The organism is Sulfuriferula sp. AH1, from assembly GCF_002162035.1.
Taxonomy (GTDB): Bacteria; Pseudomonadota; Gammaproteobacteria; order Burkholderiales; family Sulfuriferulaceae; genus Sulfuriferula.
On the sequence record NZ_CP021138.1, the window covers coordinates 1,449,515 to 1,463,328 of the forward strand.

Below are 13,814 nucleotides of genomic sequence, written 5' to 3' on the forward strand. Positions count from 1 at the left end.
TCTTATCATCTCGTCTCAGTACCCGCATAACCTGCAAGTTGTTGCTACTAATTTATCTTTATCAGCAATAATGATAATGTAGTATCGGATAAGGATTTTGAGCTCAGGCTTACTCTCAAATTAGATGTTCTCTTCAAGTAATGAATCATAAATTTAGAATTTCCATACTTTTCATATGAATAACATTAATGATCACGCAATTGATGGTGCATGGCTGTTAAGCGTATTGGACGGATCTTTCAGTGAAATTTATTTTGTTGATTGCAAAACCAAACGATTTATTCATGCGAATGATTCCGCTCAACAAAATCTGCAGTACACGATGGCCCAATTAGAGACTATGTCGCCATTGGATCTCGCCCCGGATTTGACTGAAGCCTCGTTAAAGAAAATTTTAAACCCCCTGCGTGAAGGTATTACAGATCGTGTCACATTTGAAACTGTGCATCACCGCAAAGATGGCTCCACTTACCCGATTGAATTCCGGATATTCCGCTCTCCTCCCCATACCACGCCTGTATTTATCGCGATTGGCAATGACATTAGTCAGCACCATGCAGCGGCGGTTGCGCTACAACTCAGCGAATTGCGTTATCAAGCCATAGTTTCCAATATACCCGGCCTCGTTTTCCAGTTTCTGCGTCGTGCTGATGGTCATATCGAATTTACTTATGTCAGTGACCGCTGCGAAGACTTGCTGGACATTTCAGCAGCGCAGCTTAAAACCAATCCCGAATCATTCCTGAATTTGATTATGAGTGACGACAGGGCGAGTTATCTGGAATCCATGCTGCTCTCCGCACAGCAGCTTTTAACCTGGAACTGGAAAGGCAGAATCTGGATTGAAGCCTGGCAAGACATCAAATGGATAGATATTCGAGCTACACCGAGTGCAATGCCGGACGGTACAGTGGTATGGGATGGCGTGATTACCAATATCACCCAGACCAAACTTGAAGAAATCGAAGCCAAGCGTTCGAGCGAACGCCTGGCAGAATTATCGGCTCATATTCAGCAAGTCAAGGAGCAGGAACGGATGCGTATCGCCCGGGAGGTTCATGATGATCTCGGCGGCAATCTTACCGCCATAAAAATGGCGCTGACGCTCGTCAAACGCCGAATATCCAATAAAGACACAGCGCTAATCGAAAAAGTAAATTATATAGACACACTCGCAGACCGGACCATTGAATCAGTACATCGCATTGCCGGCGATTTGCGTCCCAGCATACTGGATTTCGGCATCGTCGCAGCCATTGAGTGGCAATCGCAGGAATTTGAACGTCAAATGGGCATACCGTGCCAGTTTTCCAGTACGGATGAAGATATAGAGCTTAATGCCGACCAGGCCACTGCCCTCTTCCGGGTTTTTCAGGAAGCATTAACCAATATCAGCAAACATGCTCATGCAACTCGAGTGGATGTGAACCTGAAACGAACCAAAAATGGCATTACTTTAGATATTGCAGACAATGGCCGAGGTATGGAACAATCTGATAGACTCAAACCTCATTCATTTGGCATACGCGGCATGATGGAGCGCGTAAGTTCATTAGGTGGTAAATTATCGATTACAGCCAGCCCGAGTGCCGGCAGTTTAATCACTATTCAAATTCCGTTAAATTAAAGTAATCATGACCTCACAAAAAGTTATACGTGTATTTATTGTCGACGATCACGCCATTGTGCGCGAAGGTCTCAAGCAAATTCTGGCGGACACACCGGATCTCGTTGTGGCAGGCGATGCAGAAACCGGACATGAGGCAATAAAACTTGCGCGGCAAGGTAAATACGATATTCTCTTGCTAGATATTTCCATGCCCGACCGCAGTGGTATCGAGGTATTAAAGCAAATTAAAAAAGAAGCGCCGGATATTGCGGTCCTGATGTTATCCATGCATCGTGAAGATCAGTACGCCATTCGTTCTCTGAAAGCAGGTGCAGCTGGCTATTTGAACAAGCAAAGCGCGCCCGCTGAACTGGTCGTGGCGATTCGGGAAGTGATCGCGGGACGCAAATACATAAGCAATGCATTGGCGCAGGAACTGGCTAACCAGGTGGGCGGTAACCATCAGACTGCACTGCATGAAACCTTGTCCGATCGCGAATATCAGACCATGACCATGATCGCATCCGGAAAATGCGTCAGCGATATCGCTACCGAATTAAATCTTTCAGTTAAAACTGTCAGCATGTATCGAGCTCGATTGCTGCAAAAGATGAAATTGAAAAACAATGCGGAATTAATGCACTATGCAATGAAAAACCGGCTTGTCGAATAATATAATATATTGATTTTTAATATATTTTTTATATGTACACATACGTTTATTCCAAAACCCGAAAGTAATCCATTTTTGTGCCGCTAATCGGCTGATTGCCTTTTCATGCACGGCGTATCATGCCCCTAAATTGGAATTGATATCCGTGCACAAAAGAGCGCGATCATGAAAAACACACCTGAAAATGAAGTCCCGCAAAACCCTGCAGAAATCGCGCGAGAAGCTTTTCGCCGCCTTGCCATGCAGCGTATCGCGCCTACTCCCGAAGCTTACCGCACCGTTTACAATGAAATAGCTGGCCTCTCTGAGGCTGTAAGCGCCGAACAGATTCTGACAAGTTTTGCAGCGCAGCTCTCGCAACTAACAGGCGAGACCTCGATTTTTGGCAAACGCTTGCGCCGGGCAGCGGAAGCCCATGATTGGCAGGATTACAATAGCGGCCTGACTGCATTGATTGAGGAACAACTAAAATCCCCGCCCGTTACTGCCACAGTTGCAACGAGCAGTCCTGTCCAGACCATCCCTGTTGATGGACAGAATACCCAAGTATTGCGTGAGCTCCTAACCCGCACCTTAACGTTTGCGGTTGCATCGTTATTATCAAATATTCCCGAACTAGCCGAGGAATCCGAAGCTCTGGGTACCGCGATCAGAGATGCACGCACTGACGAAGAGTTAACCGAGATAGGTAAACGCCTCAAACAACTCTGCTTCCGCATCGAACTAAAAAGCGGAGACATTGCCGAACAACAGGATTTGCTCTTGCGTTTATTCCGGCTGCTGCTCGATAACATAAGTTATTTGCTGGATGATGACAGCTGGTTACGCGGGCAAATTGATGTGGTGCAGAATCTGATATCCGGCCCCATCAATCATCGTTCACTTGAAGATGCGACGCAAGGCCTCAAAGAGATCATCTACAAGCAAGGCACGCTAAAAGATAGCTTGTCAGAGGCCAAGATCACTGTCAAAAACATGATCACGATCTTCATCGATCGACTGGGCGCAATTGCGACCAGCACTGGTGATTATCATGGCAAGATAGATTCTTATACGCACAAAATCGCCAAAGCCCAGCATATTGGCGAATTGAATACCATACTGGACGACGTAATGCGCGATACACGCTCCATTCAGGCCGAAGCATTACAATCCAGAGATCAGATGCTGGCTGCTCGCCAGGAAGCGCAGGTCGCAGAAGCGCGTATACATGCACTGGAAACCGAACTCGCTGAAATCAGCGCACTCGCCAGCCATGATCAACTCACCAAAAGCCTTAATCGTCGTGGACTGGACGAAGCGTTCGAGCGCGAACAGTCCCGTGCAGATCGCCATGGAACCGCGCTTAGCGTCGCCATGCTGGATATCGATGACTTTAAAAAAATAAATGACACCTATGGACATGAAGCCGGCGATGAGGCATTGATCCACGTCGTGCGCATCATCAAGGAAACCCTTCGCTCCATGGATGTAATCGGCCGGTTTGGTGGCGAAGAATTTGTCGTGGTACTGCCTGACACGCCCGAAAACGAAGGTATAGCAGTTATAGCACGATTACAAAAGGAACTAACCAAACGCATTTTCATGCATAACAACCAAAAACTGTTTGTTACGTTCAGCGCCGGGTTAGCGACACGTAACCCAGGTGAAAATCTGCTTGACACCATGAAACGCGCAGACAGCGCCATGTACAAAGCCAAAAAATTGGGCAAGAACCGGGTTATAGCTGCTGATTAAAACCATTAATTATTAAATAATAAAACGGCACTTCATTATTTTGTTGCAATAGGGGAAACAAGGAACGAACTCGGGCACCAAGCCCGCAACGTCCTTGATATTAATCAATAAATTCAATATATATTACATATCTATAAAACCAATACAATGATCAAGAACTTTCCTGTAAAAGACGACTCCACCCTGTTAGTGCGCAATGGCATGTATACGATACCCTCATCCTTGCAGAAACTGTCAAATTGTTCTATACCTAATTGATTCCGATGAAAGTTGGATACAGGGCTAAATTTACTGCTACAGATGCCGATATAAACAACATGAACACAGCCAGCAACAGCCTGACACAATAACTGGCGAATTTACTTAATCAGCCTAAGGAAATATCATGTTTGGCACAGCACACAAAGGCGCGAACGCCTATGCAAAGGTAGATCTCGAAACAGGCGTACTGGCGGCCACACCGCACAAATTGATTGTTATGCTGTTTGATGGTGCAAAGATGGCGGTAGACCGAGCCTGCCTGCATATTCAAAACAAGGAAACCGCAGCCAAAGGCCAAGCCATTTCGCATGCGATATCCATTATTAATGATGGTTTGCGGGCAAGCTTGAATAAACAGGTCGGCGGCGAAATCGCATTAAATCTGGATGCGCTTTATGAATATATGTGCAATCGCCTGTTTGAAGCCAATCTGAAAAACGACCTTGCCATACTAAGCGAAATAAACGGTTTAATCATTGAACTACGTGATGCCTGGCTAGCGATTGAAAATACCCCTGGGGCATCCATACCGAAACCTGTTGCTGCTGAGCATAGTGATCCGCTAGCTCACCGTGTTACATCTTTTGCAAGGGCTTAAACCATGAATAGCGAAGAAGTAATTAGCCTGTACGAATCGGTCGCTCAAATTACAAAACAAATGCTAGCCGCTGCACGCCAAGGCGACTGGGATCATCTCGCGACCCTGGAATCGCATTGCGCAGATCATGTCCATACCCTGCAAGCTGACGAGGCACCAGTTAAACTGAGCGACGAACTGCGCAGTCGCAAGATGGCCGTCATCAAGCAGATTCTGGCTGATGATCGCGAAATTCGTCATATTACCGAGCCGTGGATGACGCACCTGTCGAAGCTGATAAATAGCAATCAGACAGAGCGCAAACTCTCCATAGCCTATGGTAATCATCAAGTGCGCTAATCATGTTATTTCCCCGGCCAGAACCTACAGGCACACGGCCGGTAACGCTTATTCAAGCGTTATTACCAACCCCACCTCAGGGAGATTTGCGGGAAGAAATTCTGCATCGACTGACTCAGATTAAACTGGGTCAGCAATTGGAAGCCGATGTTCAAGCCAAACTAAGCGATGGCAGCTTTCTGGTTAAAATCGCAGATGCAACCACTCGCATGAATTTACCCGTATCTACCAACATAGGGGATAAAGTTGCACTGACATTAATCAGCAAGGAACCGCGCCCTACTTTCCTGCTTAACAGTGAAGCCATGCTACCCCATGAGATCAGCAGCAGCACCACCTCACTAAGCTCTACCGCAAAATTGATTGATACGCTGTTGCATAATGCACCCACCGGCCAGCAAGCAGAACCCGCTGTCATTGGCAAGACGCCAATCATCCCTCAAGCCGGCCTTTCCGCACCGCAATTGGCAAATGCATTAGAGCAGACACTTACCAAGACCGGCGTATTCTATGAGTCTCATTTAAACGAATGGGTAAATGGACAACGCACCCTGATTGACATCAAACAGGAGCCACAAGCTCAGCAGACCAGTCAAATCAGCACCGCTACGGATACTAAACTGTCGGCTTCCCCGGCAGAGACTGTAAATCAGACGCTAACCCAATTGGTCAATCAACAATTGCAAACACTCGAGCAAAATCGCATCCTTTGGCAAGGGGAAGTTTGGCCAGGGCAAACCATGCGCTGGGAAGTAAGCGAAGATACTCCGGAAGCGGTTAGCGAGCAGATGCAGACATCGTGGCGTAGCGAAGTGCGTTTCGAGATGCCGCAATTAGGCCTGATTACAGCGACTTTACAACTGACAGGTGAACGCCTGACGCTACAGATTCATACAGATACCGCCTTGGCAGCGGCGCAATTGCAGGCACAGGGAAACAAGCTTGGCGATGCGCTCGCTGCAGCAGGGATACCCCTGGATGGTTTACGGGTGAAAATAAATGAATAAGCCAACGCCATCCGCGGTAGCATTAGCCTACCAGACTGGGGATGCCGCCCCCAAGATTGTCGCGAAAGGCAAAGGGTTAATTGCTGAAGAAATTATCGCACGTGCCAAAGCTCATGGTGTTTTTGTGCATGAATCCAAAGAATTGGTCGCGTTATTAATGCAAGTCGATTTGGATCAAAACATTCCACCTGCACTCTATCGGGCAGTCGCCGAATTATTGGCATGGTTATACCGTATCGAGAACGGACAAAAAACCACGCTTAATGACTCGTCTCCGCTATAATAATCGAACATTTTCCTGAATTAATGATTAGACCCATGCCGCTTACTCAACCTGAACTTGGTACCGAAAATCAGAGTCTCTATCAAGTTCATTCACGCCGTGAAATTATAAGTTTGCTGCAGGGTATTCAGAACCAGCGTCAGTTAATTACCATGCTGATCAATGGCGGTGCAGAAGTGGTGGTCACCTCCATTCTTGATATCGACGATAAAAAGAATATTGTGTATATCGACTGCGCCCCCAATCCTTTGATCAACCAGCGTATTCTTGAGTCAGATGATATCGAGTTCGAATCTACTCTGGATAAGGTTCGTATTTCATTTTCTGCATCCGAGGTGAGCGACTGTACTCAAGATGGACAGCCCGCACTCTGCATCGCCCTCCCTACCTCTTTGATTCGTCTCCAGCGACGCGAATATTTTCGCGTCAATACGCCGGTCGGCCAGCCTGTCTATTGCCAAATACCCTTAGCCACAGGCGATTATGCCGTTTCCGTAGTGGACATTAGCGGCGGCGGCATTGCTCTTCTTGATGAAAAACGTGTTCTGGACACAAAAATTGGCCATGAATACCAAAATTGCCGGATTGATCTCCCCGAAAACGGATCAATCAAGGTTACCTTGCGAGTTCGCAACATACAGGATTTCAGCCTTGCAAATGGCAAAACCAATCGTCGGCTGGGGTGTGAGTATGCAAACATGGCACCAGCAATGTTAACGATGGTTCAACGTTATATTATGCATCTTGAGCGCGAACGCAATGCTCGAATGCATGGCATGGGATAAGAAAACCGGAATTTGCGCTTGCCTACCCATCGCCCACTCACCGTCCTGCAAATTCTCCCCGCATTACATGCGGGCGGTGTCGAACGCGGCACACTGGAAATTGCCCGGCATCTTGTGCAGAATGGACATCGCTCACTTGTGATGTCAGGCGGTGGCCGCATGGTGGCACAACTCGAGTCAGAGGGTTCCACGCATTTCAACTGGAACATCGGTAAAAAATCCTTACTGACATTACGTCTTGTGCCACAATTGCGGCAATTCCTGATTGAACACCAGATTGATATCCTTCATCTGCGTTCGCGCATGCCAGGGTGGATAGGCTACCTTGCCTGGCGCAAAATGGACCCTGCAACGCGCCCTAAGCTCGTCACGACAGTACACGGCGCCTATACGGTAAATGCCTATAGCGCTGTCATGACCAAAGGTGAACGGGTGATTGCAGTTTCCAAAACTATCCACGACTACATCCTGACCTATTATCCCCAAGTCGCCCCCTCTCGTATCCGCCTCATCTATCGTGGCGTTGACCCACTGGAATTTCCTCGCGGATATCAGCCGGATAGTGCATGGCTGACAAAATGGCGCAATGATTATCCACATCTGGCCGGCAAATTAATCATTACGTTACCGGGTCGAATCACGCGCTGGAAAGGACAACTCGACTTCATTCAGCTGATTTCCCGCCTAAAGCACGCGGGAATCAATGTACACGGGTTGCTCGCAGGTGAAGCAGATCCCAGGAAAACAGCTTTTCTGCAGGAACTGAAAACACAAATCAGCGCATTAGACCTTGATCAGGATATCAGTTTGATTGGTCACCGTACCGACCTGAAAGAAGTCATGGCAGTGTCCGATCTTGTGCTGTCTCTCTCCCAGGACCCTGAAGCTTTTGGCCGAATTACGCCAGAGGCGCTGAGTCTGGGAATTCCGGTTGTAGGCTACAACCACGGCGGCGTTGGTGAAGTCTTGCAGGCGCTTTTTCCAGCAGGCCTGGTACCGTTAGGGGATCTACAGAAATTCGAAAACACCGTTCGTCATTGTCTTTCCCACCCGAGCATCATCGCAGAGAACAAGACATTTACGTTGGCCCACATGCAATCCAGTACACTTGCCGTTTATCAGGAGCTTGTCACCAGTTAAATTTGGCACCCAAAGAGAATAAGAGCTAACAAATCTGCGTATGCTTGGAAGAGACATCAAAATTCTGGAGACTCTGATTGATTAAGGTATTGGTAGTAGGCAAATACAACAGCATTGTCCAATGGACGGAAAATACTGTCACGGCCTTTAAACAAGCCGATTGCAACGTTGATTACTTTGCTGTAAACGGCGACAGCATTGCAAATTCACTGTATTTGAAATTGCTCGGAAAGGTGCATGGCGATAAAACCAAAGTCATTGCTGACAGTTTGCGCAAGAAACTTGAAACATTCCAGCCTGATCTGATAGTCTTTGTCATGATAGCCTCCAATTGGTTACCAGCTCATGTATTCCAACTAACAGGGGAAACCTGCCCTAAAGCCGCGAAAATTGTTTGGGTCGGGGATAAGTTCAATCGTGATGAAGGAATATTCGCTGACCATGTGGATTGGGTGTTTTGCACCGACACAGCCTTTATCGATGCGGTACATGAATACGGGTTTTCCGCACCTGCAAGCTATTTGCCGCTGGCCCTGAATCCGGACATTTTTCATCCAATAGCCGCTAACCGCTCCAATGCCGTCATCTATGTTGCAAATAACACAATCGGTCGCGGCAAAATGGTAAGCACCATTAAGCGGCCAATTACACTCTACGGTAAAGGCTGGTCGAAATTGAAAAACAGTCCGCATATAATTAACGCCTACCGGTTACCCTACTCAAAGCTGCCCACAGTGTATGCTTCATGCCGTGCCGTACTCAATATCAAAAACGAGAAAAATGTCATTAACGGCCTTAATCAACGCAGCTTTGAACCGTATGGTTGCATGACTCCGGTACTCAACGACGACATGAAGGATATCAATCGATGCTTTGAAATAGACAAAGAGATTCTAGTCTATCATTCAATAGACGAGCTACACGAATTATATGACCGTGTAACCACTGACGCCACTTTCGCCAATTCGGTTGGTCAGGCAGGCTATAAACGCGTCATGGCCGAACATACCTATGCGCATAGAGCACAAACCATGCTTGTTCAAATCGGCTTGAAATAAAATCATGATTTTTGACTTAAATACACAGGGAATCTCAATGCCCCAACAATTAACTGCTCGATCAGAATTTGCGGCCTTCATCCAGAATTACGGCTGGTGGCTCATTGCTCTCTTTATTTTTGCGATGCCGTTTGGCAAAGGTTTTGAAGTACCCCTGGCATTCATGGCGATCGGAGGCATGGTATTGCTGGCAAAGGAAGGTACAAGTCAGATCAAAACTGACAACATGCGTTGGGCGCTGATCCTGTTTGCCTGCATCTGGCTTCCCATCCTGATTTCCTTGCCGGATGCTGTCGCGCTCGAACCTACTGCGAGTACCGCATTGGCGTTCCTGCGTTTCCCTTTTGCGATCATCTTTGCGATATATGCGCTGTCCAATCCCGAGCATAGACCGAAACTTTTTACTGCAATTTTCGGAATGTTCACTATCGTGATTGCCGATGGCTTACTGCAGGCGATGACAGGCAGAAACATCCTAGGCTCCCCAATGATAGCGGACAGGCTCAGCGGCCTGTTTTATCCAAAGCTGACCATGGGCTTATGGATTGCACCATTCGGAGCGATCTATTTTGAAAAAGTACGTCAGTTAGCAAAAACGAGTCGCTTCGGATGGGCATACTGGCTGCTACTGGCACCTTATACGATAGTCGTTCTACTTTCAGGCAGCAGAGCATCCTGGGGAATTTATGCTGTGAGTATGGCCGGATTTGCACTCTACCTTTATTTAATCAACCCCCAGCGCGCCGTCAAAAAATATATTGCGATAGCGCTCCTGCTATTCATTCCTATGGCGGTGATGCTGGACCATTACCCGCCATTCAAGGAAAAAGTGGCCGCCACTGCCGGATTGTTCAGCGGAAATTATGACAAGATCAATGCGGCAACCAGCATCCGTTTACCGATCTGGACAGTCGCACTTAAAATGAGCAAGGATCATTGGATTAACGGCGTCGGTCCGCGCGGATTCCGCTATGCTTATCCGCCTTATGCTGAAAAAGACGATGTCTTCCTCAAAATGAACCCCAACATGGGCCCCAATCATCCGCATCAGATATTTCTGGAAGTTCTGGTAGAAACCGGCATCATCGGCGTAATCGGTTATTTACTGTTTCTGGGATTACTCATACGCTTAATATGGCAGGCCATACAGGCACACAACCACTATGCACCTCCGCTCGGCATCGCCGTATTCGCAGCGATCATGCCTATCAATGCAGGAATAGGTTTTTACGCGAGCGTATTGTCGGCAATGAGCTGGTGGATGCTGGCCATCTTCTTTGCCGTGCTCATGATAGACAAATCAAAACCGGCTACCGATTAAGCACATGACGATAAACCTTTAGAGTATCTTGCGCCTGTTTCTCCAGGCTGAATTGTGTTTGCGCCGTTATCCTGGCTGCTTGCGCATAACAGGCACGACGATCGGTATCGGTAACCATAGACATGATTGCATCGACAATGGCACCACTTTCGCCTGGGGGAATCAGTATCCCATTCACACCGGACTCAAGCATCGTTGGGATCGCGCCGGTTCGAGTACCTATACAAGCCAGCCCGGTCGCCATTGCTTCCAGAAAAGCGATGCAAAACCCCTCCTTGATGCTGGGCTGCAAATAAATATCCGTAGCTGCAAGCAACTCTGCTACGTCACCTCTCGACCCCATCAAGCTTAGGTGCTCCGACACACCGCATTTATCGGCTTGTTGCTGCAGTTTTTCGCGATCCGCACCCTCTCCTACCAGAACCAACCTGATATTCGGCAATTGCGGTAACAGTTGCGCCAGTGCGTCTATTGCATAAACCTGACCTTTCGCGGGAACCAGACGCGCAACACATAACACGATCAGCTGTCCTTGCCAGCCTTGTCGATGGCGCACTTCATCCCGTTTCCCGATATTGAATGCCCGGGTATCTACCGCGTTATGTACGACAGTAGCCTTTACCGCCGGGTATTCCAGATGACAGAGCGAATCACGCACCATATCGGAAACACAAATAACATGCTGACAATGACGAAATGGCTGAAGGTGTTTGACAATATTATGCGCAGTTGCAACACAGGGAATGTCTCGCCCGGCATAACCCACCATAGAGGCGGATTTCAGCATATGAGCATGGATCAGGTCAGGTTGAAGACGGCGAATGACTTGACGTAACGACCACAGCGCCAGAGGGTGCCAACGTCCACCACCCCGGATCAGCAAATACTCGATACCCTCTGCATGCAATGCCTGGCTCAGGGCGCCTTTTTTCGGTAATGCCACATTGACCTGCAGCCCCAGATCGCGTTGTTGCAGACATAAATCGAGCAAATGCTTTTCCGCACCGCCTACGCCGGTCGAAGCAATGACATGCAAGATTTTCAAGGGAGTACCTTACGCTGTGGTATAGTTTGGCTCATTTTCGAATTGTATGGCGTCATTATTTCCATGGAAAAGCTCTCCGCATTTGTTACCACATTCAACAACGCGCGCACGCTAGCCAGCTGTCTGGAAAGCGTCAAATGGGCGGATGAAATTGTCTTGCTGGATTCCGGAAGTACCGATGCGACGCTCGATATTGCCGAACAATACGGATGCAAAATTTTCCATCATCCTTTCCTTGGCTATGGCAAACAAAAACAATTAGCACTCACTAAAACTACCCATTTATGGGTTTTACTGCTGGATGCGGACGAGGCGCTCTCACCCGCATCGCAACAGGAAATACGCGATTTGTTGCAGCGCGGCCCCGAGGCGGATGGTTATGCCATTCCCCGTCAGGAACAAATGTTCTGGCAAATGAATAACCGTTTTGTCCGCCTCAACAAATTTCTGCGCTTGTTCCGCAAGGATAAAGGCCATATCACCGATATGCCTGTTCATGCCGCCCCTAAAGTCGATGGTGTAGTCAAAAATCTGACGGCACCATTTTATCATTATGGCGAGACCGATATCGATGTGAAAGTAAGCAAGCTTAATGCTTACTCAACCGGTCTGGTCAAGGACAAGGTGGCCAAAGGTACGCGCCCTAATCCATGGATGCTGGTGTTCTATCCGCCTTTCTATTTTTTGCGCGCCTACTTCTTTAAACGAGCATTCCTGAACGGCTGGGGAGGATTCATCACCTCTGTTTGTGGCGCATTTTATGTATTTTTGAAATACGCCAAACTCTACGAATTCCATCAGCGCAAACGCTACGGAAAATCCCTCATGCCTGCCAGCGCACCCAATAATCCGCCAGTTTATGAGTCGGACAAACCCTGCTAAGATTCTTCTACAGGAACCATCATCACCGGTCCGCCCTTATAGTTTAATGCAGCAATTACATGCTCAGGCTGAAGAGCCTTCATGCATGAATGGTGCGTGCAATCCTGCTTGCAGTAACAATTCAGACATGACATGTCTGCCTGGATTGCAACTACATTATCGCCTTGCGGCTTAACTCTGTACGGATCGGTCGGCCCGCAGACAACCACCATAGGCTGACTGGATGAGGCCGCCAGATGCGCGGTACCCGTATCGTTACCTACCTGATATTTCGCATCGCGCGCCAATGGTACAATATCCAGGACTTCCGTCTCGCCGCACAAATTGACGATACCTTCGCCTGCCAGTTCGACAATAAGCCGGCAGTCCTCCATTTCGTCCTTGCCGCCAATCAGCACCACATGATCCACATCACTGGCCAGCAAGCGGCGCGCCAACTCAGCATACTTTTCTTCACCCCAGCGTTTCAGATAACCGGCTGCCTGGCATCCCGGATAAAAAATGGCATAGCGGCCGGGCACAAGAGCATGACGTTTCTGCAATTCCTGGGCATGTTGCTGATTACGATCGGGAATATGGAGCACAGGACGTGGCGTATTAACAGGAATGCCTGCGGCCTTTAGACCAGCGCGCATACGCTGCACCGGATTAGGATCGCCAGGTATTTCCGGGCCGCTGATATTATAGGGCCGACTGGCATGATTACCGATCAAGTATCGCGTGACGTTACCGGTCAATTGCAAGAACAGCAGCATGAAGCGGGAACGATCGTTGGATTGCAAGTCGATGATCAAATCATAACGTTGGCGGCGAACTTGCTGCATCCATGCCCATATTGCTGACCATTTTCCTTTCCTGGCCCGAATATTGATTTTGCTGATATTGGCGAACCGAGAATCCCCGATAAATAACTTATCCCATGGCGGCAAGGTATTCAGGTCAATTTTGGCATGCGGAAATGCACGTGCCACATCTTCCATCACACAAGTCGACATTGCAACATCGCCTAACGCACTCCATTTGATAATCAGGATACGGCGTATGCTGGGGTCGTTAGGCAGATCAAAAAGCATATT

The 13,814-nt window shown here is 48.0% G+C and carries 14 protein-coding genes; 12 read left to right on the forward strand and 2 right to left on the reverse strand.

Annotated features, from left to right (window positions below):
- The first annotated feature begins 175 nt into the window (after positions 1-175).
- The 11 genes from CAP31_RS07315 to CAP31_RS07365 all read left to right on the forward strand — a co-directional run bounded on the left by CAP31_RS07315 (position 176) and on the right by CAP31_RS07365 (position 10,811).
- On the forward strand, positions 176-1,627 hold the full coding sequence (locus tag CAP31_RS07315; protein WP_087446937.1) for a sensor histidine kinase: 1,452 nt from the start codon (positions 176-178) through the stop codon (positions 1,625-1,627).
- Positions 1,628-1,634: 7 nt separating this feature from the next.
- Positions 1,635-2,282 (forward strand): response regulator transcription factor, encoded by a 648-nt coding sequence (locus tag CAP31_RS07320; protein ID WP_087446938.1) that lies wholly within the window; start codon positions 1,635-1,637, stop codon positions 2,280-2,282.
- A gap of 165 nt (positions 2,283-2,447) precedes the next feature.
- Positions 2,448-4,019: a GGDEF domain-containing protein gene (locus CAP31_RS07325; protein WP_087446939.1), complete on the forward strand. Its 1,572-nt coding sequence runs from the start codon at positions 2,448-2,450 to the stop codon at positions 4,017-4,019.
- 385 nt (positions 4,020-4,404) lie between these two features.
- A complete protein-coding gene (gene fliS / locus CAP31_RS07330; protein ID WP_087446940.1) occupies positions 4,405-4,878 on the forward strand; it encodes a flagellar export chaperone FliS in 474 nt (157 codons plus the stop codon).
- 3 nt (positions 4,879-4,881) lie between these two features.
- Positions 4,882-5,217 (forward strand): flagellar protein FliT, encoded by a 336-nt coding sequence (locus tag CAP31_RS07335; protein ID WP_087446941.1) that lies wholly within the window; start codon positions 4,882-4,884, stop codon positions 5,215-5,217.
- A gap of 2 nt (positions 5,218-5,219) precedes the next feature.
- Entirely contained in the window at positions 5,220-6,224 is a 1,005-nt protein-coding gene (locus tag CAP31_RS07340; RefSeq protein WP_087446942.1) for a flagellar hook-length control protein FliK, read from the forward strand.
- On the forward strand, positions 6,217-6,507 hold the full coding sequence (locus tag CAP31_RS07345; RefSeq protein WP_087446943.1) for an EscU/YscU/HrcU family type III secretion system export apparatus switch protein: 291 nt from the start codon (positions 6,217-6,219) through the stop codon (positions 6,505-6,507). The genes CAP31_RS07340 and CAP31_RS07345 overlap by 8 nt, the downstream gene beginning before the upstream one ends.
- A 35-nt stretch (positions 6,508-6,542) precedes the next feature.
- Positions 6,543-7,292: a flagellar brake protein gene (locus tag CAP31_RS07350; RefSeq protein ID WP_087446944.1), complete on the forward strand. Its 750-nt coding sequence runs from the start codon at positions 6,543-6,545 to the stop codon at positions 7,290-7,292.
- A gap of 18 nt (positions 7,293-7,310) precedes the next feature.
- Positions 7,311-8,432, forward strand: coding sequence for a glycosyltransferase family 4 protein (locus CAP31_RS07355; RefSeq protein ID WP_087446945.1), 1,122 nt, complete (start codon positions 7,311-7,313; stop codon positions 8,430-8,432).
- Positions 8,433-8,509: 77 nt separating this feature from the next.
- Positions 8,510-9,490, forward strand: coding sequence for a glycosyltransferase (locus tag CAP31_RS07360; RefSeq protein ID WP_087446946.1), 981 nt, complete (start codon positions 8,510-8,512; stop codon positions 9,488-9,490).
- A gap of 37 nt (positions 9,491-9,527) precedes the next feature.
- Positions 9,528-10,811 (forward strand): O-antigen ligase, encoded by a 1,284-nt coding sequence (locus tag CAP31_RS07365; protein WP_157662699.1) that lies wholly within the window; start codon positions 9,528-9,530, stop codon positions 10,809-10,811.
- Here the strand turns inward: CAP31_RS07365 and CAP31_RS07370 are convergent.
- Entirely contained in the window at positions 10,801-11,856 is a 1,056-nt protein-coding gene (locus CAP31_RS07370) for a glycosyltransferase family 4 protein (RefSeq protein WP_087446948.1), read from the reverse strand. The two genes, CAP31_RS07365 and CAP31_RS07370, sit on opposite strands and share 11 nt — an antisense overlap.
- 63 nt (positions 11,857-11,919) lie before the next feature.
- On the opposite strand from CAP31_RS07370, the gene CAP31_RS07375 reads away from it, so the two are divergent.
- Positions 11,920-12,738: a glycosyltransferase family 2 protein gene (locus tag CAP31_RS07375; RefSeq protein ID WP_223247207.1), complete on the forward strand. Its 819-nt coding sequence runs from the start codon at positions 11,920-11,922 to the stop codon at positions 12,736-12,738.
- On the opposite strand, the gene CAP31_RS07380 is transcribed toward CAP31_RS07375, so the two are convergent.
- Positions 12,735-13,811, reverse strand: a complete 1,077-nt coding sequence (locus tag CAP31_RS07380; protein WP_087446949.1) for a glycosyltransferase family 9 protein — start codon at positions 13,809-13,811, stop codon at positions 12,735-12,737. The genes CAP31_RS07375 and CAP31_RS07380 overlap by 4 nt on opposite strands.
- Positions 13,812-13,814 lie beyond the last annotated feature (3 nt).

Coding starts and splice junctions, on each gene's coding strand:
- CAP31_RS07315 (WP_087446937.1), top strand. CDS start 176: ATGAATAACATTAATGATCACGCAATTGATGGTGCATGGCTGTTAAGC.
- CAP31_RS07320 (WP_087446938.1), top strand. CDS start 1,635: ATGACCTCACAAAAAGTTATACGTGTATTTATTGTCGACGATCACGCC.
- CAP31_RS07325 (WP_087446939.1), top strand. CDS start 2,448: ATGAAAAACACACCTGAAAATGAAGTCCCGCAAAACCCTGCAGAAATC.
- fliS (WP_087446940.1), top strand. CDS start 4,405: ATGTTTGGCACAGCACACAAAGGCGCGAACGCCTATGCAAAGGTAGAT.
- CAP31_RS07335 (WP_087446941.1), top strand. CDS start 4,882: ATGAATAGCGAAGAAGTAATTAGCCTGTACGAATCGGTCGCTCAAATT.
- CAP31_RS07340 (WP_087446942.1), top strand. CDS start 5,220: ATGTTATTTCCCCGGCCAGAACCTACAGGCACACGGCCGGTAACGCTT.
- CAP31_RS07345 (WP_087446943.1), top strand. CDS start 6,217: ATGAATAAGCCAACGCCATCCGCGGTAGCATTAGCCTACCAGACTGGG.
- CAP31_RS07350 (WP_087446944.1), top strand. CDS start 6,543: ATGCCGCTTACTCAACCTGAACTTGGTACCGAAAATCAGAGTCTCTAT.
- CAP31_RS07365 (WP_157662699.1), top strand. CDS start 9,528: ATGCCCCAACAATTAACTGCTCGATCAGAATTTGCGGCCTTCATCCAG.
- CAP31_RS07375 (WP_223247207.1), top strand. CDS start 11,920: ATGGAAAAGCTCTCCGCATTTGTTACCACATTCAACAACGCGCGCACG.
- CAP31_RS07380 (WP_087446949.1), bottom strand. CDS start 13,811: ATGCTTTTTGATCTGCCTAACGACCCCAGCATACGCCGTATCCTGATT.